The organism is Rhodococcus sp. AZ1, from assembly GCF_054979605.1.
Genome location: NZ_JBUEQF010000002.1, coordinates 67,572 through 93,965 on the forward strand (window position 1 = coordinate 67,572; position 26,394 = coordinate 93,965).

The 26,394-nt window shown below is 69.0% G+C and carries 26 protein-coding genes; 14 read left to right on the forward strand and 12 right to left on the reverse strand.

What is annotated here, in order from left to right:
* Positions 1–118 precede the first annotated feature (118 nt).
* A complete protein-coding gene (locus ACY48E_RS02825) occupies positions 119–5,596 on the reverse strand; it encodes an ATP-binding protein (RefSeq protein WP_462870578.1) in 5,478 nt (1,825 codons plus the stop codon).
* A gap of 400 nt (positions 5,597–5,996) precedes the next feature.
* Here ACY48E_RS02825 and ACY48E_RS02830 point away from each other — a divergent pair, with 400 nt between their 5' ends.
* The 4 genes from ACY48E_RS02830 to pyrE all read left to right on the forward strand — a co-directional run bounded on the left by ACY48E_RS02830 (position 5,997) and on the right by pyrE (position 8,695).
* On the forward strand, positions 5,997–6,653 hold the full coding sequence (locus tag ACY48E_RS02830; protein WP_462870579.1) for a type III secretion system chaperone family protein: 657 nt from the start codon (positions 5,997–5,999) through the stop codon (positions 6,651–6,653).
* Between the two features lie 11 nt (positions 6,654–6,664).
* Positions 6,665–7,465: an SDR family NAD(P)-dependent oxidoreductase gene (locus tag ACY48E_RS02835; protein WP_462870580.1), complete on the forward strand. Its 801-nt coding sequence runs from the start codon at positions 6,665–6,667 to the stop codon at positions 7,463–7,465.
* A 75-nt stretch (positions 7,466–7,540) separates the two neighbouring features.
* The gene (locus ACY48E_RS02840; protein WP_462870581.1) at positions 7,541–8,068 is read left to right on the forward strand and encodes a LemA family protein; all 528 of its coding nucleotides are present in this window, start codon (positions 7,541–7,543) and stop codon (positions 8,066–8,068) included.
* Positions 8,069–8,107: 39 nt separating this feature from the next.
* Positions 8,108–8,695 carry an orotate phosphoribosyltransferase gene (pyrE, locus tag ACY48E_RS02845; protein WP_462870582.1) on the forward strand — a complete coding sequence of 196 codons (588 nt, stop codon included), beginning with the start codon at positions 8,108–8,110 and terminating at the stop codon, positions 8,693–8,695.
* A gap of 20 nt (positions 8,696–8,715) precedes the next feature.
* Here the strand turns inward: pyrE and ACY48E_RS02850 are convergent, their stop codons facing one another.
* On the reverse strand, positions 8,716–9,237 hold the full coding sequence (locus ACY48E_RS02850; RefSeq protein WP_462870583.1) for a methylated-DNA--[protein]-cysteine S-methyltransferase: 522 nt from the start codon (positions 9,235–9,237) through the stop codon (positions 8,716–8,718).
* Entirely contained in the window at positions 9,234–9,611 is a 378-nt protein-coding gene (locus ACY48E_RS02855; protein ID WP_462870584.1) for a hypothetical protein, read from the reverse strand. The genes ACY48E_RS02850 and ACY48E_RS02855 overlap by 4 nt, the downstream gene beginning before the upstream one ends.
* Positions 9,612–9,708: 97 nt before the next feature.
* Between ACY48E_RS02855 and ACY48E_RS02860 the strand changes: the two genes are divergently transcribed.
* Genes ACY48E_RS02860 through ACY48E_RS02870 form a run of 3 tightly spaced genes read left to right on the forward strand, consistent with a single transcriptional unit; the run spans position 9,709 to position 12,341 of the window.
* Positions 9,709–10,506 carry an SDR family oxidoreductase gene (locus tag ACY48E_RS02860; RefSeq protein ID WP_462870585.1) on the forward strand — a complete coding sequence of 266 codons (798 nt, stop codon included), beginning with the start codon at positions 9,709–9,711 and terminating at the stop codon, positions 10,504–10,506.
* Positions 10,467–11,216 carry a TrmH family RNA methyltransferase gene (locus ACY48E_RS02865; protein ID WP_462870586.1) on the forward strand — a complete coding sequence of 250 codons (750 nt, stop codon included), beginning with the start codon at positions 10,467–10,469 and terminating at the stop codon, positions 11,214–11,216. Before ACY48E_RS02860 ends, ACY48E_RS02865 begins: the two co-directional genes overlap by 40 nt.
* Positions 11,217–11,240: 24 nt before the next feature.
* The gene (locus ACY48E_RS02870; RefSeq protein ID WP_462870587.1) at positions 11,241–12,341 is read left to right on the forward strand and encodes a glycoside hydrolase family 76 protein; all 1,101 of its coding nucleotides are present in this window, start codon (positions 11,241–11,243) and stop codon (positions 12,339–12,341) included.
* 24 nt (positions 12,342–12,365) lie between these two features.
* Here the strand turns inward: ACY48E_RS02870 and ACY48E_RS02875 are convergent, their stop codons facing one another.
* Together ACY48E_RS02875 and ACY48E_RS02880 are read right to left on the reverse strand one after the other, a co-directional pair.
* On the reverse strand, positions 12,366–13,037 hold the full coding sequence (locus ACY48E_RS02875) for a DedA family protein (protein ID WP_462870588.1): 672 nt from the start codon (positions 13,035–13,037) through the stop codon (positions 12,366–12,368).
* On the reverse strand, positions 13,037–13,711 hold the full coding sequence (locus ACY48E_RS02880) for a VTT domain-containing protein (protein WP_462870589.1): 675 nt from the start codon (positions 13,709–13,711) through the stop codon (positions 13,037–13,039). Before ACY48E_RS02880 ends, ACY48E_RS02875 begins: the two co-directional genes overlap by 1 nt.
* 156 nt (positions 13,712–13,867) lie before the next feature.
* Between ACY48E_RS02880 and fbaA the strand changes: the two genes are divergently transcribed.
* Genes fbaA through ACY48E_RS02895 form a run of 3 tightly spaced genes read left to right on the forward strand, consistent with a single transcriptional unit; the run spans position 13,868 to position 16,499 of the window.
* On the forward strand, positions 13,868–14,908 hold the full coding sequence (fbaA, locus tag ACY48E_RS02885) for a class II fructose-bisphosphate aldolase (protein ID WP_462870590.1): 1,041 nt from the start codon (positions 13,868–13,870) through the stop codon (positions 14,906–14,908).
* A 60-nt stretch (positions 14,909–14,968) separates the two neighbouring features.
* Positions 14,969–15,385, forward strand: coding sequence for a DUF3151 domain-containing protein (locus ACY48E_RS02890; RefSeq protein WP_462870591.1), 417 nt, complete (start codon positions 14,969–14,971; stop codon positions 15,383–15,385).
* Positions 15,372–16,499, forward strand: coding sequence for an FUSC family protein (locus tag ACY48E_RS02895; protein WP_462870592.1), 1,128 nt, complete (start codon positions 15,372–15,374; stop codon positions 16,497–16,499). Before ACY48E_RS02890 ends, ACY48E_RS02895 begins: the two co-directional genes overlap by 14 nt.
* Before the next feature lie 129 nt (positions 16,500–16,628).
* Here ACY48E_RS02895 and ACY48E_RS02900 read toward each other — a convergent pair whose 3' ends face one another.
* Positions 16,629–16,838, reverse strand: a complete 210-nt coding sequence (locus ACY48E_RS02900; RefSeq protein WP_462870593.1) for a hypothetical protein — start codon at positions 16,836–16,838, stop codon at positions 16,629–16,631.
* 162 nt (positions 16,839–17,000) lie between these two features.
* On the opposite strand from ACY48E_RS02900, the gene ACY48E_RS02905 reads away from it, so the two are divergent.
* The 4 genes from ACY48E_RS02905 to ACY48E_RS02920 all read left to right on the forward strand — a co-directional run bounded on the left by ACY48E_RS02905 (position 17,001) and on the right by ACY48E_RS02920 (position 19,933).
* Entirely contained in the window at positions 17,001–18,221 is a 1,221-nt protein-coding gene (locus ACY48E_RS02905) for a sensor histidine kinase (protein ID WP_462870594.1), read from the forward strand.
* A 32-nt stretch (positions 18,222–18,253) separates the two neighbouring features.
* Positions 18,254–18,691 (forward strand): response regulator, encoded by a 438-nt coding sequence (locus ACY48E_RS02910; protein ID WP_462870595.1) that lies wholly within the window; start codon positions 18,254–18,256, stop codon positions 18,689–18,691.
* A gap of 7 nt (positions 18,692–18,698) precedes the next feature.
* A complete protein-coding gene (locus ACY48E_RS02915) occupies positions 18,699–18,872 on the forward strand; it encodes a LuxR C-terminal-related transcriptional regulator (RefSeq protein WP_462870596.1) in 174 nt (57 codons plus the stop codon).
* Between the two features lie 149 nt (positions 18,873–19,021).
* Positions 19,022–19,933 carry a cation diffusion facilitator family transporter gene (locus ACY48E_RS02920; protein WP_462870597.1) on the forward strand — a complete coding sequence of 304 codons (912 nt, stop codon included), beginning with the start codon at positions 19,022–19,024 and terminating at the stop codon, positions 19,931–19,933.
* Between the two features lie 18 nt (positions 19,934–19,951).
* On the opposite strand, the gene ACY48E_RS02925 is transcribed toward ACY48E_RS02920, so the two are convergent.
* The 6 genes from ACY48E_RS02925 to ACY48E_RS02950 form a co-directional block, all read right to left on the reverse strand.
* Positions 19,952–20,614 (reverse strand): hypothetical protein, encoded by a 663-nt coding sequence (locus tag ACY48E_RS02925; protein WP_462870598.1) that lies wholly within the window; start codon positions 20,612–20,614, stop codon positions 19,952–19,954.
* Positions 20,615–20,776: 162 nt separating this feature from the next.
* Complete coding sequence (locus ACY48E_RS02930; RefSeq protein WP_462870599.1) at positions 20,777–21,595, reverse strand: amidohydrolase family protein; 819 nt, start codon at positions 21,593–21,595, stop codon at positions 20,777–20,779.
* Between the two features lie 22 nt (positions 21,596–21,617).
* Positions 21,618–23,153 carry an alpha-L-fucosidase gene (locus ACY48E_RS02935; RefSeq protein WP_462870600.1) on the reverse strand — a complete coding sequence of 512 codons (1,536 nt, stop codon included), beginning with the start codon at positions 23,151–23,153 and terminating at the stop codon, positions 21,618–21,620.
* A 2-nt stretch (positions 23,154–23,155) separates the two neighbouring features.
* On the reverse strand, positions 23,156–23,995 hold the full coding sequence (locus ACY48E_RS02940) for a carbohydrate ABC transporter permease (RefSeq protein WP_462870601.1): 840 nt from the start codon (positions 23,993–23,995) through the stop codon (positions 23,156–23,158).
* Complete coding sequence (locus ACY48E_RS02945) at positions 23,992–24,939, reverse strand: carbohydrate ABC transporter permease (RefSeq protein WP_462870602.1); 948 nt, start codon at positions 24,937–24,939, stop codon at positions 23,992–23,994. The genes ACY48E_RS02940 and ACY48E_RS02945 overlap by 4 nt, the downstream gene beginning before the upstream one ends.
* Entirely contained in the window at positions 24,936–26,300 is a 1,365-nt protein-coding gene (locus ACY48E_RS02950) for an ABC transporter substrate-binding protein (RefSeq protein WP_462870603.1), read from the reverse strand. The genes ACY48E_RS02945 and ACY48E_RS02950 overlap by 4 nt, the downstream gene beginning before the upstream one ends.
* Between the last annotated feature and the right edge of the window lie 94 nt (positions 26,301–26,394).

Genomic DNA, 26,394 nt, shown 5'->3' on the forward strand with positions numbered 1-26,394 from the left:
GGGGGAGTGACGACGGGGGAGTGACGACGGGGGAGTGACGACGGGGGAGTGACGACGGGGGAGTGAGGGCGGGGGAGTGAGGGCGGCGACGCGGGCGGCCCTCACTCCCTGTAGGTCGCTACCCGCCGACCTTCGCCATGCCGCGTTCGATCGCGGCCACCAGCTGCGGTCGTAGTTCGGCGGCCGCGACGATGGTGTGCACCGATCCCACCTCGCGCGCGCGTTGAATGTTGTGGATGGCTTCGAACTCCGCGGCCACCTCGCCGAGCTTCTCCGAGCGCACGGCAGAGCGGGTCGAGGCCAGCTCCACCTGCAGGTGGGCTCGGTCGGAATCCAGTTCGGCGTTGTTGTAGGCCGCTTCCAGTTGACGTACGGCCGGGTCCGCGGCGGTGCGGGCGTTCACGTCGCGGGTGAACACGACGGCCGCTGCGGGCGCACCGCCGAGCACGGACGCGAAGGAGCCCTCCACGGCCAGCACCTCCATGTTCTCGTTGAGTGCGCCCGAGAACACCACGAAGGCGCCGCCGTGGTAGCGCGAGACCACGCAGAACACGATCGGGCCGTCGAAGTTGACGATGGCCCGGCCGATCTCGGCGCCGTACTCGAGCTGAATGTTGCGCAGCGATTCCGGTGAGCCGTCGAATCCGGAGAGGTTCGCCAGCACCACCAGCGGGCGGCTGCCGCTGGCGGCGTTGATCGCCCGCGCGGTCTTCTTCGACGACTGCGGGAACAGGGTGCCCGAGGTCCACTGGTCGGGTCCGTCGGCAGGGAACCACCCCTTGCGCGCGATGGCCCGTGACTCGATGCCGATCACGGTGATCGGGTAGCCGGCCAGGTGCGCGTCGAACACCACCGAGGTGTCCGCGTCGGCCATGTCGGCCCACCGTTCGAGCACCGCGTGGTCCTGATCGACCACTGAGCGCATCACGGTGCGGATGTCGAACGGTTTCTTCCGCTCGGGGTTGGTCTCGATGGAGAAGATGTCGCCCACGGTCTTGAAGTCGCTGGCCGGGTGCACGTGCGGGTAGGTGCGCACGTCGCGGTCGACGGGGTCGACGGTGGTGGCCCGGCGTGGGAAGCGCTCGCCGGGTGCGACGTAGGCGTGCTCGTAGTGTGCGAAGAGGATCTTGCAGGCGGTGGTCACGTTCGGTGCCCAGTACTGGGCCTGGCCGTTGGGGCCCATCACGCGGTCGTAGCCGCCGATGCCGAAGTTGTCCTCGGCGGAGACCCCGCCCGAGTAGTCCAGTGACTGCTTGCCGGTGAGCACCATCGCGCTGTCCGGGGTCATCACCAGGATGCCCTTGGTGTGCATGAGCATCGTGGCCTCGGCGTTCCAGTACGGCTGGGCGCCGACGTTGATGCCGGTGACCACGATGTTGATCTCCCCGCCGGCCTGGGTGAAGGTGATGATCCGGCGCAGCCCGCGCGAGACCCAGTCCATGTTCTCGGTGCCCGACTGCATGGAGATGGTGGCGCCGGACGACAGGGCGAACCATTCGACGGGCGCCCCGAGCTTCTCCGCCAGGTCGATGGCCTTGACGATGCGTGAGCATTCGGCCTCGGCGACGGTGCCGAGCGCCTTGGTGGGATCGCCGAACAGGGCCACGCGCGTCATGCCCTCGGGATAGAGGCTGGTCGGCGTGGTGACCAGACCGACGATGATGCCCGCCTTGTTCTGGCCGTAGGGCCGCTGCACGGGAACCAGTTCGCCCATGTCGTCGAGGTCGTGTTCGACGAAGGTGCCCTCGGTGCCGGTCAGGAGCGGAATCAGCTCGTACGGGTACACCGTGCCGCGCGCCTGCGAGCGCTGCACCTTCTGCGTGTACTGGTCGGTGGGACGCATCGGCTCGGTGGGGGGCTCGGTGACGGTGAAGACCACACCCGCGCCCGAGCGGTAGGAGAACCGGAGCGCGACGTTGACCGGCTCGGCCTTGCCGGGCGTCCGCAGGCGACCCATGAACGTGATCTCCTCGAGCCCGGCCGCGGTGGTCAGCGGCGCAAGTTGCTTGGCGACGGCGGAGAAGCGGTCCACCGGCACGTCGAGCACGGGCCAGACGTAGAGCACCACGCGGTTGTTGTCGAGGCGACGCTTGCCGCGGCGGGCCTGCTCGCGTCGGATACCGTCGAGGCAGGCGGCGAGGGTGCGTTCGATCGCGGGGAACGAGACGACGTCGCCGGCGGCGTTCAGTTGCACGCTGGCGTCGCGGATCTCGGCCAGGGCCATCAGGCGTTCGTCGGCGGCGTTGTCCTTGGCCTGCAGATGGAACAGGAACGTGCCGGCGGCCGACGGCAGTCTGGTGCCGGTGAAGTTCTTGATCCGCCACAGGTCCAGACGCTGTCCGGTGAGCGGGTGGATGTCGCGGATGCTCAGATCCTCGGTGAGGGCGGCGACGCCGTCGACGGTCTCCGGGCGCAGGGTGACGTGGCGAATGGGTTCGCCCTTGCGACCGGAGACGGTGAAGGTCACGCGCCGCCACGAGAGCACCGCCGGTGTGGCCGAGGCGATCTCGCGCAGCTGCGCGGACAACTCGTCGAAGTTCTCGGGGGCGTCGATCCACTGCAGGTAGAGATCGACCGCGAGGTTCTCGGGGGCGAGCCCGGCGAGGTCGCCCGCGATCGAGAGGGTGCGGGGCACGCCGGCGAGGTCGGTCATGGTCGAGAGCAGCCGCATGGTGCCCCCGACGAGGGTGAACGATCCGGACACGAAGTGCTGGCCGTCGCGGTCGAAGGCCTTGACGTCGGAGAACTCGCGGATGTCGTAGAGCTGGCGGGTGATCACCTCGAGCAGGGTTCCCTGCTCGCTCATGCCGTCGGTGAGCAGTTCGATCAGCGGTTCCTCGGTGGCCACCAACGCGGTCAGACGCGCCGCGTGATCGGGAGAATCCGGGTGCTTGGCCAGGTACTGCAGCGACCCGCGCACCTTGTCGTACACCGCTTCGCGGGTGCGCCGGATCACCGGCTCGTCGAACAGCTTGAAGCGCAGGTTGCGGGCTACGTCCCCGATCACGGGGTAGCGCACCTGGGTGGCCACCACGACCCGTTCGAGCACCTCGCCGACCGCGGGGGTGGCGTCGGGGCCGGAGTTGTCGCTGTCGAGCCAGCGTTCGAGCATCGACGCGATGGCCGGTACCTGGTTCTCGATACGTTGCTGCGCCAGGAAGAGGCGGTAGACCGCTTCCTCGAGGTCGGGACCGGGTTCGAGGTCCTGCTTGTCGTAGTGCCGCAGGGCTCGGGTGAGCTTGTCGTTGAAGCTGTCCGGCAATCCCATGGTGTCGGCGTAGAGCGAGCGCAGGAACGAATGGAAGTGCTCGCGGGGTGAGTGCACGCGCTCGTCGGCCTCCTCCTCGCCGACGGTGGGTCGGTTGCGGGTGAGTTCGCAGATGTCGGCGAAGCGGGTGAGCAGCGACAGCTCGGCGTCCACCAGTTCGGCGTCGTTGCGCGGCAGGGTCGAGGTGAGGTTCTCGTACTCCGCGATCAGGGTGGGCACGCGCGAGGCGCTCACGTCGTAGCCGCTGAGCAGGGCTCCGAGTTCCTCGATGCAGGCCAGGGCCACGGTGCGGTCGTCGGTGTCGAGCAGGTGCGGATCGACGGCGAACTGCACGCGGGGGGTGTTCGAGAGCACGGCCTGCTCCCCGGCGGGGTCGATACGCAACAGCGACGCCCCGGAGTCGACCTGGGCGTTGACCACCGCGTGCACTTCGCGCACGGTGCCCGCGGCCTGGGCGCGCACCGCCGTCTCCATCTTCATCGATTCGAGCACCACGATGGTTTGCCCGACCTCGACGGCGTCGCCCACCGATACCGGTACCGCGACCACGACGGCGGGAGCCGGTGCGCGGACCAGGCCCGCCTCGTCCTGGGTGATCTGGTGGCTGATGCCATCCACCTCGACGAGGTACCCGGCGGGTCCGGCGACGGTGACGACGGGGTAGCGGCGTCCGCCGACGGTCAGCCGGGACTCGTACTCCCCGAGCCGGTCGAGGCCGACGTCGAGGGTGACGCCGTCGATGGTCACGACGTAGCGACGGGGACCGAGTTGGCCGACGACCAGTTCGTATCCCTGGTTCTGGTAGTTCAGTTCGACCGTGCGGCCGATCTCGTGCCCGGCGCGGGGTCGGCCGCCGCGGGCGGAGTTGAGGAACTTCGCCCGGGCTCGTGCCTCGGCGTCGCTGTACGCGTCGATGGCCGCAGCCACCAGTGCCACGTCGGCGACGCGGGTGGGCCCGTCGGCGGTGCCGGCGCCGGTGCGGTCGAGCCAGCCGGTGTCGGCGGAGGCGTCGATCAGTTCGGGGCGGTCGAGCAGATCGAGCAGGAAGGACTTGGTGGTGGTGCCGCCGTCGATCACCACGGTGGTCTCGCGCAGTGCGGTGCGTAGGCGGGCGAGGGCCTCGGAGCGGTCGCGACCCCACGCGATGACCTTGGCGACCATGGAGTCGTAGTCGGGTGGGATGACGTCGCCGCGGGCGATACCGGTGTCCACTCGCAGGCCGGGTCCGAGGGGGAACTTCAGCAGGCGAACGGCCCCCGGGGCCGGGGTGAAGCCGTTGTCGGCGTCCTCGGCGTTGAGTCGGGCCTCGACGGCGTGGCCGAACTCGGTGGGGCACTCGCCCTCAAGAGCGTGCCCGGCGGCGACGAGGATCTGCAGTTTCACCAGGTCGAGACCGGTGGTGATCTCCGTGATGGGGTGTTCGACCTGCAGGCGTGTGTTGACCTCGAGGAAGGTGAAGATCTTCTGCTCGGGCTGGTAGAGGTATTCCACGGTGCCGGCGCCGCAGTATCCCGCGGCGCGCACCAGATCGGCCGAGGCCCGCCGCAGGTCGTCGCTCTGCTCGGCGGTGAGCACCGCGCTCGAGGACTCCTCGATCACCTTCTGGTTGCGGCGCTGGATCGAGCAGTCGCGCACACCGGGGGCCCACACGTTGCCGTGGCTGTCGGCGATCACCTGCACCTCGACGTGGCGGGCGTCGGTGACCAGCCGCTCGAGGAACACCACCGGGTCGCCGAACGAGCGCTCGGCCTCGCCCTGGGTGCGCTCGAGTGCGGTCTCGAGTTCGTCCTCGGCGTAGACCTTGCGGATGCCGCGACCGCCGCCGCCGCTGCGGGCCTTGATGATCAGCGGGTAGCCGATGGCGCGGGCGTGCCGACGGGCGTCGGCGCGGGTGGCGACGGGTCCGCCGCTCCACGGTGCGACGGGCACGCCCACCTTCTCGGCGAGGATCTTGGCCTCGACCTTGTCGCCGAGTAGGCGCATGGCGTTCGCGGAGGGTCCGATGAAGGTGATCGACAGGCGCGCGCAGATGTCGGCGAAGGTGGGGTCCTCTGCTACGAATCCCCAGCCCACCCACACCGCGTCGGCGCGGCACTCGACGAGCGCGCGCTCGAGTTCGGCGTAGTCGAGGTACGGGCTGGTGGTGCCGGTACGGCGCAGTACCACGCCCTCGTCGGCCTGGCGCACGAACATCGCCCGCCGCTCGGCCTCGGTGTGCATGGCGATGGTGCGGATGTCGTGGCCGTTCTCGGCGTTGAGTTCGCGTACCGCCCGAATGAGTCGTACGGCCGCTTCACCGCGGTTGACTACTGCTATCCGTGAGAACATGAGGCTCCGACGTCCGGGTCGACCCGCGGGCCGAGCTGTGGTGGTGCAGGGCCCGGATGCATGGTCGGGCACCTGCTGTCGGGGGCTGATTCTAACGGCTGTGGGCATTCTCGCCCGAATCGGCCGCGGTATCCGCCCGCACAATTCCGCGGCCCATTTTCGAATTCTGTGTCGGGCAATGTGATTCGTCTGCATTTGCAGAATAGTCACCTAGGTGCGGACAGCCACTACCGATGAGTAACGTTGCGGTTGTTGATCTTTGGGCCTGAGCCCGGTGCGAAGTCCGCCCATTCTGTTACCCGGCGGTATACCACCGGGTATACCCGCCGGTATATCGTTAGATCCGTTAAATATTAACCGTAGCGTGCGCCCGCGCGACCGCACGATAGGATCGGCGGCGATGACTGCATTGTGGTTCGGGCTCTCCGTCATGACGCTGCTGGGCGCAGCGGCGCTGCTCTACGTCGACAGGGCGCAGCGCAGCCGCGTCGGGCATGCCCGCGAGACATGGGCGGCCTCGCGCGGCTACCGCTACACCCCCAGCGACCCCGGCCTGCCCTCACGGTGGTCGCGGGCCGCACTGGCCACCACCGAGTACCTCCCCGCCATCGACATCGTCGACGGCGTGCATCGCGGCGAGATCTTCTACCTCTTCGACGTCGAGGACACCGTCACCGTCGTGGCCTTCCGTCGCCGCATCGGGTCCGACGTCGACCTGGACCTGCGCCTGCGGTCCACCCCGCCGCCGCGTGACCCGGACATGGATCTGCTCGGCTCCCTCGGTCCCCGCGTGATCTTCGGGACCGACCTCGACGTCGCACGTCGGGTGTGCGATCAGCGCATGGTCGCCTTCACCCACAGCATCCCGGCCACCGTGCAGTTCCTGTGGAGCGAGGGCGACTGGACCCTGTGCACCCTGCCGATGGGATCGACGCCCAAGGATTGGGATGCCGCCATCGACACCGTCGGTCGACTGTCGGGCCTGCTGCGGGTACTGCCCCCGCCCGCCGGCCCGCGCCCACGTGAGACCACCGAGGCCGAGGGCGCACGCGACTAGAGTCGGCGGGCATGACCATCGATGACCGATCGGGTGCCGCCCGGCCCGTAGCTCTCGTCACCGGCCCCACCTCGGGCATCGGCGGCGGTTTCGCCCGTCGTCTCGCCGCACGTGGCCACGACCTCGTCCTCGTCGCCCGCGACGAGGAGCGACTGGCCGCGCTGGCCACCGAGTTGAAGGCCGACTACGGCGCCGCGTCGCAGATCCTGCCCGCCGACCTCACGGTCGAAGCCGACCGCGCCCGGGTGATCGCGCGCCTGGAGGAGGGTGTCGACTTCCTGGTCAACAACGCCGGATTCGGTACCTCGGGGGAGTTCTGGACGGCGGAACCGGCGCTGTTGCAGGCGCAGTTGGACGTCAACGTCACCGCCGTCATGGCCTTCACCCGTGCAGCGCTGCCGTCGATGATCGCGGCGGCGCGCGGCTCGATCATCAACGTCGCCAGCGTCGCCGGTCTGATGTCCGGCCGCGGATCGACGTACTCGGCGTCCAAGGCGTACGTCATCTCGTTCAGCGAGGGCCTCGCCGGTGGGCTGGCGGGCACGGGTGTGCGCATCCAGGCGCTGTGCCCGGGCTTCGTGCGCACCGAGTTCCACCAGCGCGCGGGAATCGAGATGAGCTCGATCCCCAAGCTCATGTACCTCGACGTCGAGCAGGTGGTGGGTGTCTCCCTCGCCGATCTCGACGCGGACCGGGTGATCAGCGTCCCCGGCGTCCAGTACAAGGCGCTCACCTCGGCGTCGCGGTTGGTTCCGCGCACGCTGGTGCGCACTCTCACGTCGCGGTTCGGGAGTGCGCGCGGGCGCACCTGATCCGTGTGTCGGGTCGACGCGTCCGCCGCACCCGACTATGTTGCTCGTGTGACTATTGCGACGAGTGTTGTTCTTGTGGTTGTCGTTCTGGCCGTGGCGATATCGATCCACCTGGGTGTTCGCGACCTGCGCCGCCGTGCCGGCACCACCGCTGCCGCGCTGGCGCTGCTCGAGACCGAACTCGATCGGCGTCGTGAGCTGGTCGCCGACGCCGTCCGCGCGGCCACCGCCTCCGATCTGGACCGCGAGACGATCACGCAGCTCGTCGGCGCCCGCACCTGGTCGTCGATGCTCCGCGAGGAGAACTTCGGGCTCGCCGCCCGCGCGGCGGCCGAGAACGCCCTCTCCGTGGCGGTCAACGACCTCGCGCACGCGGCGCGATTCACTCCGTCGCTGGTGGGGGCGTGGGACTTCCACCGCCCCGCGCGCGAACTCGACACCGTCGAACAGCGCATCGCCGGAGCGATCAAGGTCTACAACACCCACGCCCGCGCCGTCGGTCGTCTCGCGGCGGGGCCGCTGGGCACCCTCGCGCGGGTGCCGGTGCCCGAACTGTTCGTCGAGGTCGCCGCACCTTCCGCTGTTCCCGCCCCGGTGAGCTGAGCATCTGCGCACGGGCCGGGTACCTCTAGGCTCCTGGGCATGAGCGACACCACTGCCTCGACCCCCGGCTCCGACACCCCTGGTTCCCACGACACCGGCTCCGAGCGCGAGGAACTGGCCGCCCTCGTGCGCGAGCTGGCCGTCGTCCATGGAACCGTGACGCTCTCCTCCGGGGCGACCGCGCAGTACTACGTCGACCTGCGACGGGCCACGCTGCACCACCGGGCGGGCCCGCTGATCGGCGCACTGCTGCGAGAGATGGTCTCCGATTGGGACTTCGACGCCGTCGGCGGCCTGACGATGGGTGCCGACCCGGTGGCTCTCGCCGTCATGCACGCCCCTGGCCGCCCCATCGACGCCTTCGTCGTGCGCAAGGCCGCCAAGGCGCACGGGATGCAGCGACAGATCGAGGGACCCGACGTGGTCGGCAAACGTGTGCTGGTGGTCGAGGACACCACCACCACCGGTAACTCGCCGTTGACCGCGGTGCGTGCGCTGCGCGAGGCGGGGGCCACGGTGGTGGGGGTGGCGACGGTGGTCGATCGTGCGACGGGCGCCGACGCCGTCATCGCCGCCGAGGGCGTTCCGTACCGCTCGCTGCTGGGCCTGGCCGACCTCGGACTCTGAGGCGCGGCCGGGTTCGGTCCTCACAGCAGGGTCAGGGGCGCAGCGCCCTCGAGGCGAAGGAGCCACGACTTTGCGTCCAGTCCGCCCGCGTAGCCGGTGAGGGTGCCGTCCGCGCCGATCACCCGGTGACACGGCACCACGATGCTCAGCGGGTTGCGCGCGTTCGCGGCGGCGACGGCGCGCACGGCGCTCGGGTTGCCCATCGCGCCGGCCAGATCGCCGTACGTGCAGGTCGAGCCGTAGGGGATGGCCCGTAGAGCCGCCCATACCGCCAGCTGGAACGCCGTTCCCGACGGCGCGATCGGGAATGTGAACTCGGTGATCTCGCCGCGGAGATAGCCGCGGAACTCGGCGATGATCTCCGCGAACTCCGGCCGGGCGTCGGCGTCGACCGCAGTGCCCAGTCGCTCGGGGGACGGTGCGGGGCGGTGCTCGGGGAAGTACACGCCGATCACGGCATCACCGTCGTGCACCACGGTCAGCGGGCCGAGGTCCCAGTCGAGGACGTCGGCGCCCAGCACCACGTGAACCGGGCCGCTCACAGCCACAGCCGATCTCGATGCTCGGGGTCGGCGTGCACGGTGATGGTGCTGCCCACCTCCCAGTCCCCGCGCGTGCGCACCACACCGGTGTAGGGCTGCGAGCCGGGTATCACCACGTCGAGTTCGAGTTCGACCTCGCTGCCGCGCAGGCGCACGGCCGTCACCGTCGCCCAGCCCTCGACGTCGGGGCCACGCGAGGCGAACATCATCGCCAGGCCCAGAGCCGCCCCGTAGAGCGCGACGAGTCCGGCGAGCTGATACGGCAGGGTGCCCGGTGGGGTGCGGTGGACGAAGAAACCCACCCACACTGCGAGCACCACGAGATACACCGCCGTCACGGCGACGACGGCCCGGCCGATTCGGGTGTGGTCCATGTGCAGCCCATTCGTGCGATCTGGGTGATGGGGGTCGCCGAAGCTACTTGGCGGTAGCCGAGGGTGCTTCTCGACTGTGCTGTCGTACTCTGTCCCCATGCCACAACCTACTGTTTTCATCACCGGCGCCGCTGCCGGAATCGGCCGGGCCACCGCGTTGACGTTCGCGGGCGCCGGCTACCACATCGGTGCCTACGACATCGACGAGACGGGTCTGGCCTCACTGGCCAAGGAGGTCGTGGCCAAGGGAGCCCAGATCACCACCGGTGTTCTGGACGTGACCGACCTCGATCAGTTCTCCGAGCGCCTGGCCGAGTTCGATGCTGCCGCCGGCGGCCGCCTCGACGTCCTGGTCAACAACGCCGGGGTTCTCGCCGCCGGTGCCTTCGAGGACATGCCCATCAAGGTGCACCGTCGTCAGATCGACATCAACGTCGGCGGCGTCGTCAACGGCACCCTCGCGGCGTTCCCGTACCTGAAGAAGACCAAGGGTGCGCAGGTGGTGAACCTGTGCTCGGCGTCGGCGATCTACGGGCAGGCCGAGCTGGCCACCTACAGCGCGAGCAAGTTCGCGGTGCGTGGTCTGACCGAGGCTCTCGACATCGAGTGGAAGCGCCACGACATCCGCGTGATCGCCATGTGGCCGCTGTTCGTGCAGTCGGCGATGACCGAGGGTGTCACCACCGGCACCACGAACTCGCTCGGCATCAACCTCGTCCCGCAGGACGTGGCCGACGAGCTGTTCAAGGCCACCCAGAACCGCAGCTTCCTCACCAACACCCTGCTCCACCAGATCCACTTCCCGGTGGGAACCCCGGCGAAGGTGCTCACCCTGGGATCGCGGTTCTCCCCGGCGTGGCTGACCCGGCGGGTGAACAAGAGGCTCGCTCACTGAGTCCCGACCCGGACCAGCCCGGCCCCACCCCGCCCGATCCCACCCCGCCCGGACCCACCCCGCCCGGACCCACCGAGTGGGGTGAGCATCCTCGCGGGGTCGGGCCGTGGGATCCGGCCGTGCGAGGGCCGTGGCCGTCGGATCCGCGACTGGATCCCGAGCTGCTCGCCGCCGGGGACCGCCGCAACGTGGTCGACGCGTACCGGTACTGGCGCCGCGAGGCGATCGTGGCCGATATCGATGCCCGTCGGCACCCGTTCGAGGTGGCGATCGAGAACTTCGAGCACGACGCGAACATCGGCACCGTGGTGCGCACGGCCAACGCCTTCGCCGCTGCGGCGGTTCACATCGTCGGCCGTCGGCGCTGGAATCGGCGAGGGGCGATGGTCACCGATCGGTATCAGCACCTGCTCCACCACGATCGCATCGACGACCTGCTCGTCCACGCGCGTGAGCACGACCTGGTGGTGGTGGCCGTGGACAACGTGCCGGGATCGGTACCACTCGAATCGACCGAACTGCCCCGCAATGCCCTGCTGCTGTTCGGGCAGGAGGGGCCGGGGGTGAGCGATCGGGCGCGCGACGTCGCGTCGATGACGGTCTCGATCGCGCAGTACGGATCGACTCGCTCGATCAACGCCGGAGTGGCCGCCGGCATCGCGATGCACGCCTGGATCAGGGTCCACGCCGATCCTGCCGCCGCGTGGTGAGTCGCTGGTGGCAAGATCGGCCCCATGCTGCAGTCGTGGCCGGACAGGGCGGACGCCGCCGAGGAGGCCATCCTCACCCGCCACGTGCGCCGGGTGTGTGGTGTTCCGGGTACCGCCCTCGGTGTGGTGTCGTGGCCGCCGGTGCGGCGCGAGCGGGCGTTCTTCCGGTGGAACTACTGGTGGCAGGCGCACCTGATCGACTGCCTCGTCGACGCCGCGGTCCGGTCGCCCACCGTGCGGCGCAAGCGCCGAATCGTGAAGGCGGCGCGTGGCCATCGCCTCCGCAACATCACCGGCTGGACCAACAAGTACTACGACGACATGGCCTGGTTGGGCCTGGCGCTCGAACGGGCGCAGCGGCTGACGTCGATCGATTTCCGTTCGGCTGTCGGGGACCTCGAGTCGGAGCTGTTCGAGTCGTGGGATCCCGCCGCGGGCGGTGGCATCCCGTGGAACACCAAGGCCGATTTCTTCAACGTCCCCGCCAACGGACCGGCGGCGATCATGCTGGCGCGCACCGGCAAGGTGTGGCGCGCGCAGGCGATGGCCGACTGGATGGACGAGCGATTGGTCGACTCGTCCACCGGACTGGTTCTCGACGGCGTGCACACCGACGGGCGCATGGAGACGGCGGAGTTCACCTACTGCCAGGGTGTGGTGATGGGCGCCGAGACCGAACTGGCGGTGCGGCTCGGCGGCGCCCGCCACGCCCGTCGCGTGCACCGACTGGTGGAGGCCACCGAGAAGCGATTCACCGTGGACGGGGTGATCACCGGGTCCGGGGGAGGCGACGGGGGACTGTTCAACGGCATCCTCGCCCGGTACCTCGCGTTGGTTGCCACCACGCTGCCCGGTGAGGACTCGGCGAGCGTGCGCACCCGCTCCACGGCCGCGCACATCGTGCGTCGCAGCGCGCAGTCGGCGTGGGAGATGTCGCTGCGTATCGAAGGTCTGCCGCTGTTCGGTGAGGATTGGTCCCGTCAGGCGCGGCTGCCGGGTACCGACGGGGCCGTGGCCAGGTTCACCGGCGGCACTGTGGTGTCGTCGTCGGTGCCGGAGCGGGATCTGTCGGTGCAGCTGAGCGGATGGATGCTCCTCGAAGCCGCCTGCACTCTCCCGGACTGAGACTCAGGGCCCGACCGAGACCGCTCAGACGCCCACGTCGTGCACTGTGGCGGGCTCGGCAGGCTTGTTGATCTCCTTGCGGTACTGCACGATGCCGACGATGGTGCCGATCACCAGTGTGGCCGTCATGACGGCGAGCACCGCCGGCAGCACCCACGGGATGTTCTCGAGCACCGAGCCGAAATAGAAGCCGATCAGCAGGAGCACCGGTGCCCAGATCAGCGCGCCGAGCGTGCTGGCGATGGTGTAGCGGCGGTGGTCCATACGTGCGGCGCCGGCGACGAGCGGGCACAGGGTGCGAACCCACGGGATCCACCGAGCCACGAGCACCGCCCAGAACCCGTGCTTGTCCAGCAGGGCGTTGACCTTCTCGAGGTTCGCCGTGTTGATGTACTTGCCGTTCTTGCGCGCCACCAGGGTGTGACCGGTGCGGTGGCCGATGCGGTAGCCCACCTGGTTGCCCAGCACCGCCGCCACGAATGCCCCCGCGGCCAGCGCCCACACGTGGGCTTCGCCTGCGGACTGCCCGGCCAGGGCGATCCCGGCCGTGATCAGCAGGGAGTCACCGGGCAGGAACAGCCCGATGATGAAGGCGCACTCGACGAAGATGAAGCTCAGCACGATCACCCACACCAGGGTGGGGCCGGCCGAGTCGAGAAAGCTCAGCCCGCCGTGCGAGCCCGATGCGAGGGGCATCAGGTGTCGGCGGGGGTGGCCGGGACGTCGGGGTTGCGGCGGCTGCCGAGGTAACGCTTGCCCACCTCGTAGACGATCGGGATCACCGACACCAGCACGATGAGGATGAAGATGATGTCGACGTGGTCGCGGATGAACGCGATCTGACCGAGCAGGTACCCCAACAGGGTCACCCCGGCACCCCAGACCACGCCACCGAGCACGTTGAAGGCGATGAAGGTGCGGTACCGCATCGCCGCGGCACCGGCCACCAGCGGTGCGTAGGTGCGCACGATGGGCACGAAGCGGGCCAGGAAGATCGTGAGGGGTCCGTGCTTGTCGAAGAACGCGTGCGCCTCGTCGAGGTAGCTCTGCTTGAGCACACGCGCATCCTCGGAGAACAGGCGGCTACCGCCCTGCTTGCCGATGAAGTAGCCCACCTGGTCGCCGAGGATCGCGGCGATGGGAATGGTCACCATCAGCACCCACAGCGGCGCGAAGGGAGGTATCTCCGTGGACTTCGACGCCGCGATCAGCCCCGCGGTGAACAGCAGCGAATCGCCGGGAAGCAGCGGGAACAGCAGGCCGGACTCGATGAAGACCACCAGAAGCAACCCGGCCAGAACCCAGCCACCGAAGCTGTTGAGCAGGTTCACGGGATCGAGGAAGCCGGGCAGCAGGGCAAGGTTGGTCACGGTGCACAGAGTACCGGCGGCAACCTGAGAAATCCCCGGGGCGCTCGGTCGTGGTGCCCGGTTGTCGAGACCGTGCGCGCGGCGGTTGCCATACTGCTGGTGCAACGAACGCGATGCGCGTTCGATCAGTCGTCCACTCACTGGAGGTTCCCCGCCGTGCCGATCGCCACTCCCGAGGTCTACGCCGAGATGCTTGGCCGGGCCAAGGAACACAAGTTCGCCTTCCCCGCCATCAACTGTGTGGGCTCGGAGTCGATCAACGCAGCCATCAAGGGCTTCGCCGACGCCGGCAGCGACGGCATCATCCAGTTCTCCACCGGCGGCGCGGAGTTCGGCTCCGGGCAGGGCGTGAAGGACATGGTCACCGGTGCGGTGGCGCTGGCCGAGTTCGCGCACGTCGTCGCCGCGAAGTACGACGTCACGATCGCCCTGCACACCGACCACTGCCCCAAGGACAAGCTCGACACCTATGTGCGTCCGCTGCTCGCGATCTCGCAGGAGCGCGTGAACGCCGGCCGGAACCCGCTGTTCCAGTCGCACATGTGGGACGGATCGGCCATCCCGATCGACGAGAACCTCGAGATCGCCAAGGAACTGCTCGCCGCCGCCGCGGCCGCGCGCATCATCCTCGAGGTGGAGATCGGCGTGGTCGGCGGCGAGGAGGACGGCGTCGAGGCCGAGATCAACGACAAGCTCTACACCTCCAACGAGGACTTCCTCAAGACCGTCGAGGCGCTCGGCGCGGGCGACACCGGCTCGCGCTACCTGCTCGCGGCCACCTTCGGCAACGTGCACGGGGTGTACAAGCCGGGCAACGTCAAGCTCAAGCCGTCGGTGCTCGCCGATGGTCAGCGGGTGGCGTCGGAGAAGTTGGGTCTGGCGGACGGCTCCAAGCCGTTCGACTTCGTCTTCCACGGCGGGTCGGGCTCGCTCAAGAGCGAGATCGAGGAGGCCCTCGAGTACGGCGTCATCAAGATGAACGTCGACACCGACACCCAGTACGCGTTCAGCCGTCCCATCGCCGGGCACTTCTTCACCAACTACGACGGCGTGCTCAAGGTCGACGGCGAGGTGGGCAACAAGAAGGTCTACGACCCGCGCAGCTACCTCAAGAAGGCGGAGGCGTCGATGAGCGCCCGCGTGGTCGAGGCGTGCACCGACCTCCAGTCCGCCGGGCGGAGTGTGTCGGGCTCCTGACGTCGCGGGTGTGTCGGGCTCCTGACGTCGCGGGTGCAGGGTTGGGGCAGACTGTCGATCATGACTTCCTTCGGTGATCTGCTCGGCCCCGATCCCACCCTGCTGCCCGGTGACGACGAGGCGGAGTCGGCACTGCTCAACCACGCCGACCCCGCCGAGGTCGCCGCCGCACACCCCACGGCGTCGATCGCCTGGGCGTACCTGGGCGAGGCTGCGTTCGAGTCCGGCCAGACCATCACCGCGTACGCCTACGCCCGCACCGGCTACCACCGCGGCCTGGACCAGCTCCGACGCAACGGCTGGAAGGGTTTCGGGCCGGTGCCCTACAGCCACGAGGCCAACCGCGGCTTCCTGCGGTGCGTGGCCGTGCTGGCTCGCGCCGCGCAGGCCATCGGCGAGAACGACGAGTACGCGCGCTGCCTGGACCTGCTCGAGGACTGCGATCCGCGCGCGGCGGGGGAACTTGGTCTCGGGTAGGTCGCTCCCTCTGTCGGCGCGGCTGGCCGCGTCGACGGCCCGTCTGCGCCTGTCCGCGGTGCCGATCCTGCAGTGTGCGGTGGCCGCGGCGCTGGCGTGGACGGCGGCCCGCTACCTGGTCGGTCACCCCAACCCGTTCTTCGCGCCCGTCGCGGCCGTGGTGTCGCTGGGCGTCTCCCTCGGTGCCCGTCTGCGGCGGTCGGTGGAGTTGGTTGTCGGGGTCACCGTCGGGATCGGTGTCGGCGATCTGCTGATCTCACAGATCGGCACCGGTGCGTGGCAGATCGCGTTGGTGGTGGCGTTGGCGATGTCGACGGCGGTGTTCCTGGACTCCGGTCCGATCATCGCGATGCAGGCTGGTTCGTCGGCGGTGCTGGTGGCCACCCTGCTGCCCCCGGGGGATCTGGGTGGTCTCAATCGGATGGTCGACGCCCTGGTCGGCGGGCTGGTGGGCATCGTTGTGGTGGCGCTGGTTCCTACCCATCCGGTGCGTCGGGCCCGCATCGATGCCACGGCCGTGATCGTCACGGCCGGGTCGGTTCTGGCGCAGGTGGCCGAGGGGTTGCGGGCCAACGATCCCGAACCCGTCGCGGCGGCTCTCGCGTCGGCGCGGGCCACGCAACCGGCCATCGACACTCTGCGTACCGACTTGCGTGGGGGCCGCGAGATCAGCCGCATCTCCCCGCTCTACTGGGGTTCGCGGGCCCGTCTCGAACGCCTGAGCGCCACCGCCGATCCGCTGGACAACGCCATCCGCAACGTTCGGGTGCTCACCCGCCGATCGCTGACCTTGGTGCGCGACGACGAGATCCTCGATCCCCGGCTGGTCGGGTTGGTCGACGACCTGGCCGAGGTCACGCACACATTGCGCGCCATGATGCTCGCCGATCCCGGTGCCCCGCCCACACAGGCCGACGCCGCGCGCGAACTCCGCACGATCGCCCGGCGCGCCACCGGTGACCTGGTGGTGGGTGCGGGGGTGTCGGCGACGGTGGTGTTCGCGCAGATCCGCTCGATCATCGTCGACTTCCTGCAGGTGGCCGGCCTGTCACGAATGTCGGCCATCGCCACCCTCCCGCCCACCGTGCCCCACCCCCGGGTGGACCCGGAGTAGCGACTTTCTGTTGTACCCAATGTGACATTTGGTCAGCTGGGCTGACCAAATGTCACATTGGGTACACCAAACCGGGCGCCCGCAGTGGGTGCGGGGGATCGGACGTGTGGCAGCGGCGCGTCGCCGGCGTCAACGGCCTGTGCCCGTTCCCGCGTAGGCGACGGTGAGGTAGATCCCCACACCGATCACCAGCCCTATCGCGCCGGCCGTGATCCCGTGGCCGACGTCGCCCGACGTGACTCCGACGGCGATGGCGGCGAGCAGACTCGGGATCAGGGCCAGCAGGACGGCGAAGGCGGCGCTCGGGCGTTCGGGTGCGGTGGGTTCGGGCTTGTTCATGGTGGTTCCTCTTCAGGGTCGACTGCGTGGGGTGGTACCGGACTCGATGGTTCCCGGTCGGCGGGGGAGGCTGCGAGATCCGATCGAGCGCAGTGGTGTCGTCCGATCCGACGACGCCGCGCGCGGGTCGGCGAAACAGACCGCCCGGGTAAGGTTGTGGGCGTGAGCGCGTCCCAGCTCCCATCGGGGTTCGTCGTCGCTGCCCGCGCGTGGCACGTACTGGTCCTGCTCCTGTTCGGTGGGGTGGCGCTGGTGGCTACACGTGGAGCCAGTGGGGTTGCACTGGTCGTCGTCGGTGTCTCCGTTGCGATCGCCGTCGCCGGATATGTGATGTCGGTGGTCCCGCAGTACCGCGACCGAGCGCCCGCTGGGCTGCCGGTCGCCCTCGTCGTGACCGGTGTGGCCGCCCAGATCGTCGTCGACCCCGTCGCGGCCCTCGCGCTCGTGGGCGTTGTTCCGCTGGCGTTCGCCACGGTCGTCCCCGCTGCCGCGGTCGTGGTTGTCGTCGTGTTGTCGGGCACGGGTGCGGCGTCGTTCGCCGGTCACCGTGTGCCGGAGGCGGGGGTCGCGATCGCGCTCCTCATTGGGGTCGGTGTGGTGGCGGTCGTTGTGGGCCTGTGGCTTTCCCACACGCTCGCACTGTCGGAGGCGCGCCGCGAGGTCATCGATCACCTCGAGCGCACACGGACACTGGAACAGGAACTGGCCCGCGTGGACGGCGCGGCGCGCGAGCGCGAGGAGTTGTCGGCGGATCTGCACGACGGGATGGCTCAGCACCTGAGCGCCGTGTCCGTTCTGCTCCGCGGGGTCGACGAGGCTCTGACCGGCGAGGCCTTGATCGACCGGGCGGACGAGGCGGCATCTCGACTGCACGCCGCGCGGAGGCAGGTGGACCGCGCGCTCACCGAGTGCCGTTTCCTGATCGGTCGCACATCGGTGCTCGACGAGGAGGACCTGGTGGAGTCACTTCGCCGGAGCGTCGACCTGTTCGAGGCGGTGTCGGGTATCCGCGCCTCTCTGGTGGTCGGAAGTGATGTCGGCGACGTCCACCCGTCCGTGCGGTTCGCTGTGCACAAGGTGGTTACCGAGGCGCTGTCGAACTGCCTGCACCACGCCCGCGCGTCGACGGTGACGGTGGAAGTGGAGTCGGTCACGGTGGCAGGCACCGACCACCTGCGGGTCGTCGTCAGCGATGACGGGTGCGGGTTCGATCCGGCGGCGACCGCGTCCACGACCTATCCGGCGGACGGCGTGCGCGGGCACGGTCTGCCGGGGATGCGCCGCCGCGCCGAGCGCCTGGGCGGGTATGCCCGCATCGACAGTGTTCAGGACCGGGGCACGCGGGTATCGGTCGATCTGCCACGCGACCCGACCGCCGCATGACGGCCGGTGCGTCCCCACCGGTAAGGGTGGTGGTGGCCGATGATCACGACATCCTTCGGGCGGGTCTGGTGGCCACCCTTCAGGCGTCGGAGAACCCTCCGATCGTCGTCGTCGGTGAGGCACGCGACGGGCTCGAGGCGCTGGAGTTGGTCAGTGGTTTCGCTCCCGACGTGCTGATCACGGACCTGCGGATGCCGCGCCTGGACGGTCTCGGTCTCGTTCGTCGGCTCTCTGGTGCACTGTCGTCACCCGCGGTGCTGATCTTCACCGTGGTCGAGGACCCGTCGGTCATCGGTGAGGCACTCGATGCCGGGGCCGACGGGTATCTGATCAAGACCGCATCGGCAGTCGAGCTGATCGACGGTGTGCGCCGGGCCCGTGCAGGTGAGTTGGTGGGTGTCTGCACACGTGGGCACGATCCTGGCCCGGCACCTGCGCGATCGCGGTGCGCAGCAGCTCAGCGCACGTGAGGTGGAGGTGATCGATCTGGTCGCCGGCGGCAACACCAACGCGCAGATCGCGAGAGCGCTGTTCGTCGGCGAAACCACCGTGCGCACCCACCTGCGGCGGGCGTTCACCAAGCTCGGAGTGCGCGATCGGGCGTCCGCCGTGGCTGCTGCGGTGCGACTGGGGTTGATCGACGTGCGCTGACCGGCGGTTCGACCGTACCCAATGTGACATTTGGTCAGCCCAGCTGACCAAATGTCACATTGGGTACGTGGAGACGGCGCCCGGACCGCCGCCCACTTCACACATGCATATGTATGCATGTATTCTCGCGGGGCACGGGAGGAGCAGGTATGGGAGCCGGGCACGGCCATTCGCACACATCGGACGCCGCACCCACGGCCCGGCGGCTCCGGCGCATGCGCCTGTCCTGGGTGATTCTGGTGGTGTTCTTCGCACTGCAGCTCAGTGTGGGTCTGATCATCGACTCGCTCGGCCTGATCGCCGACGCCGGCCACATGCTCACCGACATCATCGGTATGACGATGGGGCTGGCGGCGCTCGGTCTGGCAGCGCGGGGCAGTGCCTCCCGCGCCCGCACGTTCGGCTGGCACCGGGCTGAGGTGATCACCGCGCTGGTCAACTCGGTGCTGCTGATCGGGGTGGCGGTGTTCGTGTTCGTCGAGGCGATCGATCGCCTGGGGTCCGAGCCCGACATCCCGGGCCTGCCCATGGTGCTCACCGCGTTGGCCGGGCTCGCGGCCAACGTTGCGGTGCTGCTGCTCATTCGTGGCGATGCGCAGGACAGCATTGCGGTGCGCGGTGCGTATCTCGAGGTGCTCGCCGACACGGTGGGGTCGATCGCCGTCCTCGTCTCGGGCGTCCTGGTGTTGGCGTTCGGGTGGACCTGGACCGACATCGCGGTCGGCGTGGCGCTGTCGCTGTGGATCCTCCCGCGGGCGGTCAAGCTCGGGGCCTCGGCGCTGCGCATCCTCATCGAGGCGGGTCCGGCGCATATCGATGTCGCCGGGGTGGAGAAGGACCTGGCGGCGCTGCCCGGCGTCGTCGACGTCCACGATCTGCACGTGTGGACGCTGACGACGGGCAAGGACGTCGCGACGGTGCACCTGATCGCCGACGACGACTCCACGCCGGTGCTCGCCGACGCCAAGCGGGTGCTCGCCACGCACGGGCTCGAGCACGCTACGGTGCAGGTGGAAACTCGGGCGCACGGCCGTCAGTGCCGCGAGGACATCACCTGGTGAGCCCGTACATCCGGAGAGTCAGTGCACCAGCAGCCAATGCTGGTCGTGGCGGTACATCGTCGACCGCGTCGTCTCCCGCCCGCTGGGCACCCCGTCGCGGGTGAGGGTCACCGACGGCCCACCGAACTGCACGGCCCGCCCGCGCACCCAGCGGTGCCGGAAGATCGACCTCCTGCCCTGCACCCGGGCACGGAGACCGGGCATCTCGAGGGTCGGTTCCACTTCGACGGCCGGGACGGTGCCGGAGAACAGACGAACGTCGTCGCAGTAGGCCTCCCCGCTCAACTCGCCGTGACCACCGGTCACCACCGCCCGTCCGACCACCGCGGACCCGGTGTCGTCCCGAATCAACGGCACCGGTGACGCGGTGCCGTTGACGGCCACCGTCGCGGCCCGCGAGCCGGTGCCGATGCGGAAGAGTTGACTGGCCTCGGTGGGCGTCTCGGCCACGTAGGCCACCTCGACGTGCAGTCGGTCGGTGCGCATGAGTCGGGTGAGGACGGCGGCGAGGGAGGCGTCGGTGCCGAGCACGATCATCCGCGGGTCCACCACGGCGTCGAGGTCGCCGAGGAAGCTGTCGCACTCGGCCCTGTCCGGGATCTCGCCCACGGTCACCAGGGGTAGCGACGCCAGTGAGATGGGCAGGAGAGGCTCACCGCACTGCAGTACGTGCGGGGTCACCCGTGCCGTCCTGACGTCATTGCCGTCCCTGATCGTCGTAACCCCCGAACTCTGTCGAGCCTAATTGCGTCGACGCGGGCTCGGGCACCGACGAGGGCGGGATCGGGTATCGATCACGTGTCGATTCATCGCCCGGGTGCTCGCCCGACGGTCCCGGGCGGCTCAGGCGAGGCCGTAGATGCGCGCAGCGGTTCCGCCGAGCACGTCCATGCGGTCGGCATCCCCGAGTTGTCCGAGAGCGCCGTCCACCACCTGCGCCCACCCGCTCCAGCTGATCTGCGAGGTACACACCGGCCAGTCGGAGCCGAACATCACGCGCTGCGGGCCGAACAGTGTGAGGACCTGCTCGAGGTACGCGGGGATGCGGTGCTGCCGCGTCCCCGCCTCGGTGGCCAGACCGGAGATCTTGCACGCGATGTTGGGCAGCGCGGCGAGGGCAGCGAGGTCCGCCGACCAGTCGTCGAACATCTCGCCCGCGATGTCCGGTTTTCCGCAGTGGTCGAGTACGAAGCTCACCTCAGGGGCCAGCCGTACCAGTTCTGTCACCTCGCGAAGCTGGTGGCTGCGCACGCACAGGTCCATCGTCAGTCCGTGCCGGGCGAGGGCGCGGACGTTGCGCACGAACGTCGGCGCCGTGGCGAACCCCGGAGTCTGGTCCTGGATCAGCCGACGCACACCGCGCACGGCGGCGGTCCGTGCGTGATGTTCTAGGTCCGCCTCGATGCCGTCGTCCTCGAGCCGGGCGGCGGCGATGACGCCGACGACGCCGTCCGCGGCGGTGAAGTGTGCCAACCAGGCAGCTTCCGACGCCGCGTCCGCGGGCGCACAGTCGGCCTCGACCACGATCGCGCCGGTCGCAGCTCCACCGTGGGCCGCCCGCAGATCCTCCGGCAGGAACGGGCGGTTCAGGAGAGGTTCGCCGCTCAGCCAGGGGTGGCGATGCCGTGCGGGGTCCCACAGGTGCACGTGGCTGTCGATCACAGCAACTGCACCGTGCTGTCGATCACAGCAGCATCTCGGGTTCGTAGCGGGCCGGTGCGGGCTCGGGGCGCAGGACCACCGTCAGCGTTCCGGGCCGGTCCCCGGTGTCGGGCACCCCGTCCACCTCGAGGCCCGCGGCCGTGCGGATCCATGCGAGCGGGCCGACCACGGGGTGCTCGACCGAGACCACGGTGGCATCGACCAGACGCAGGTCGGTCCCGAGCGAGCGCACCACCACCCGTCCGTCGGTGGGGCTGCGCAGGTAGGTCACGTACAGGGTGTCCTCGCGGCAGGTGAAGCGCAGATCGGCCGGAGTCCACGGGATCGGTGCGGCGTCGACGAAGGATCCCGACGGAGGCTCGGTCGGGCCCTCCCCGAACACCACCCACGGTGTGGTGTCGTGGATGACATGACCATGGGTCGACATCCAGGATCCGATGTCCACCAACAGGTCTCGTTCGGCATCGCACAGTGTGCCGTCGGGTCGCGGGCCGATGTTGAGCAGCATGGACCCGTTCTTGCTCACCACGTCCACCAGTTCGGTGATGATGTCGACGCTGGACTTGAAGTCGTTGTGCGCCAGGTACGCCCAGCCGATGCGCGAGGTGGAGGTGTCGGCCTGGAACCGCTCGGCCGCGATGGTGCGCACCGATCCGCGCTCGATGTCGCGTACGGCCGAGCCGGGCGCGAAGGCCTCCCACTTGTAGGCGATCACCCCCTCGGGCACCGCCGTGTAGTAGTAGGCGGCGAAGCGCCGAAGGTACGGCTCGAACGCCGGTTCCTCGATCCACCAGTCGAAATAGATCAGTTTCGGGTGGTGCCGCTCGACGAGGTCGACGGTGCGGGCCAGCCAGTCGTCGAGGAAGGCCCGGTCGGGTTGTTCGTCCTTGGGGCGGGCCGGGCCGTAGAGATCGGCGAACAGTGGATCGGTGACATCGGAGTCGAATCGCCTGCCCCCGTTGAAGAACCACCAGTTCTCGGCGCGATGACTCGACAGCCCGAAGGTGACGCCCGCAGCCTGCGCCGCGCCCTCGAGTTCGCCCATCACGTCGCGGTGCGGCCCGATGCGCGTGGCGGTCCAGCGGGTCAGCTCGGAGTCGGTGAGGACGTAGCCGTCGTGGTGTTCGGCCACCGGCACCACGTAGGCGGCGCCGCTGCCACGGACGAGATCGATCAGCTCGGTCGCGTCGAACTCGGCTCCGGTGAACCCGTCGATGAAGTCCTTGAACCCGTGGTCGGTGTGGGGGCCGTACGTGGCGAGGTGATGGGCGTACTCCGGTGCCGCCTCGAGATACATGTGCCGGGGGTACCACTCCGTGCCGAACGCCGGGACCCCCGCGACGAGCCAGTGGATGAAGATGCCGAAGCGGGCCCGGCGGAACCACTCTGGAATCTCGTTCCGCCGCAGGGAATCCCAGGTGGGCTCGTAGGGCCCGTCGGCAATGGTGCGGGCGGCGATCTCGAGCAGGCGCTCGCGTTCACGGGCGACGGCGTCCGCATCGAGCGGGTCCGGGAAGACGGGGTCGGTCGTGAAGGCGGGCTCGCCAGGATTGGCCACGGTCATCCCTTCGACCCACCCGTCGACAGTCCGCGGGTGATCCAGCGCAGGCCGAACACCACCAGGAGGACGGCGGGGAGTGCGAGCAGTACCAGTGCGGCGAAGTACTGCGACTGCTGCTGGGGTGATGCGCCGAACGCGCCCTGGATGGTCTGCACGGCCTGCGCGGCAGTCGTCATGCTCGGGTCGCGCAGCACCAGCGAGGGAAACACGAAGTCCTGGAACGACCACATGGCGCTGAGGATCGACAGGTTCACGATCGGGGTCCGCACCAGCGGAAGGTAGATGTGCCGGAAGACGTGCATCACCCCGGCGCCGTCCATCGAGGCGGCCTCGAACATGTCGCCGGGCAGACCGTCGGCGAAGTTGCGCATCAGCAGCACCCCGAACGGCAGGGTCAACGTGGCCTCCGGGAACGCCACGGCCATCGGGGTGTCGAACAGTCCGAGGGTGCCGGTGATGTAGTAGACCGGCACCAGCAGCGAGGTGGCCGGTACGGCCAGGCACAGCAGCACCAGTGCGTAACTCACCTCGCGGCCACGGAACTGCAAGCGGGAGAACGCGAATCCCGCGCACGTGGAGGCCACCACCACGATCGCGATGTGGATCAGGGCCACCATGACGCTGTTGACGAACGTCCGCGGCAGGTACACCCCACCCACCTGCTCGGTGAGCAGCTGCACGTAGTTGCCGAACCCGCCGTACTCGAGTGAACCCTTGACCGCGCTCCACATGGGGAACAGCCACCACAGCACCATGGCCAGCAGGAGCACCTGCATCAGGCGTCGGTCGCGCGCACGCGCGCCGAGCATGGTCAGCGGTCCCTGCACCGAGGTACTCATGCCGATTTCCGTCTTTCGATGATCAGTTGGGCGCTCGAGACCGCGAACGCCACGAGCAGTACGAGAATTGCTGCGGCACTGGCGAACCCGACGCCGTTGAGTGCCAGGGTCTTGCCGTAGACGTAGGTGCCGGCGATGGCGGTGTCGCCCGAGGGTGCGCCGCCGGTGGAGAAGAAGATCAGATCGAACGCTCGGAAGCTACCCAGCAGCACCGACAGGATCACCGTCCGGTGGGTGTTGCGCATGAGGGGGAAGAGCATCAGGCGGAAGATCTGGAACGTGCTCGCCCCGTCCAGCACGGCCGACTCGATGAGGCCGACGTCGATCTCCTCGACATCGGACCGGTAGTACATGATCGGCAGCCCCACCAGGTACACCAGCAGCACACACACCGCGGCGTACGCGGTGCCCGAGGAGGCCAGCCAGTCCCGGGTGAGCGAGTCCAGGCCGATCGAACGCAGCGCGGTGTTGAACGCCCCGTACTGGGCGCCGAGCATCTTCCCGAACACCGTCGCGAACAGCGACAGCGGGATCATCGACGGCAGCAGGAACACCACGTACATCGCCCGGTTGGCCCGCCCGCCCGTCGCGAGCATCATCGCGATGACGAACCCGATGGTGACCGCGGCGAGGATGGCCACCGCGGCGAACAGCAGGTTGTTCAGGATCGCCCGCTGGAACAGGGGGTCGGTGGCCACCAACCGGAAGTTCTCCCACCCCACGTCGACGGCGTTGGTGAAGGACAGGCCGACCCGTGTGCGCGAGGTCTGTCCGAGGAAGACGAACGCGTAGAGGTAGTAGATCCCGTAGAACACCAGCAGAGGGGCCAGGAACAGCAGGGCGAGCAGGCCCTGTCCGCGCCGCCGCGGTGGACGGCCGGGGCCCTCGGTCCGCGGCGGCGGCGGTGTTCCCGCCGCCGCCGACCGAGGTGATACGACCGTCACTTGCCCGCTCTCGGGAACCGGCCGCTGGTCCAGGCCTGCTGGAGCTCTGCCGCCGCATCCTGTGGCGTGGTGTCACCGCGCAGCACCTTCAGGATGGTCGGTCCCTCGACGTTGTTGAGGAAGTCCTGCTGGGAGTCACGTACCGACCCCGCCGCCGACGCCAACTGGGCGATCTCGGTGACACCGCTCTTGGCGCTGTCGGTGGTGAGGATCGTGTTCGGCGCACTCCAGCCGACCTTGGCCACCGGTACGTAGGCCAGGTTCTGGTTCCACAGGTCCACGCCGTCGCCGTAGGTCATGTAGGCGATGAACTTGGCCGCCTGCGCCACGTGGGTGGACGAGCGGGGGATGGCCAGTCCGCCCTCCGCCAGGGATCGCACGGCCGGAGTTCCGTTGTTGGCCAACGGGATCGGCGCCGCACCGATGTCCTGTGCCGCCACGCCGTTGTCGGCGCGGAAGGCCGACGACATGACGGTGGCCTCCCACGAGCCGCCCATGAGGAAGGCGGCCTTGCCGGAGTAGAACAGCCCGGTGGGGTCGCTGCCCTTGAGGCTGAGGGTGTCGGTGCTCACGGCCCCGGACCCGAACAGCGACTTGTAGTCCGTCAGCGCGTCGACCACCGACGGCTGGTTCCACGAGCCGTCCCCGCGGAAGATCGAGTCCGACAGGCCGGGGTTCTTCTGTCCGGCGAAGCTGAACAGCATCTCCTCCTGCCACCACCCTTCACCGGTGAAGGCGACGGGTGTGGTCACGGCGGGGTCGGCGGCCCGAATCTTGTTCACCGCATCGGCCAGCTCGGCCACGGTCTTCGGGGGTGCGACACCGGCTTTGTCGAGGATCGCCTTGTTGTAGTACATGTATGCGCTGGCCACCCCACCCATGGGGATGCTGCGCAGCTGCCCGTCGTCGGACATCTTGGCGGTCTGGTCGATCAGCTTCGGGTCGAGCTTGTCCTTCCAGTTCGGGTCGAGCTTGTCGGCCCAGTCCGAGACCGGGCGCAGCTGTGGCCCGACGGTGCTTGTCATCGCGGAGACCTGCACACCGACGACGTCCAGGCTCTCGCCTCCGTTGAGCTGCAGCGGAAGTTGCTTCTGGTAGTCCTGCGATGCGAGTACGCGCAGGTTGACCTTGATGTCGGGGTTGGCCGCCTCGAAGCCGGCGATGGCCTTCTTGATGGTGCCCTCGTCGGGGTACCAGGTCTGATAGTTAAGGGTGACGGTCTCTCCGGGCTTGGTCTCGGCCTGTGCTGCGTCGCCGCCGCCGCCGACACCGCCGCTGTTGCCGCAGGCGCTTGCGATCACGGCGGACGCCGCGACGAGGGCCACCAGCCTGGCCGTTCGTGTCCATGTCGAGCTGTTCATGATCCTTCTTCCGCCAGCGGGCCCGCAGGGAACCCGGTTACGCTCGGACCGTTCGAATGTGACTCATGGCACAGAGCCAGCGATAGCAAACATC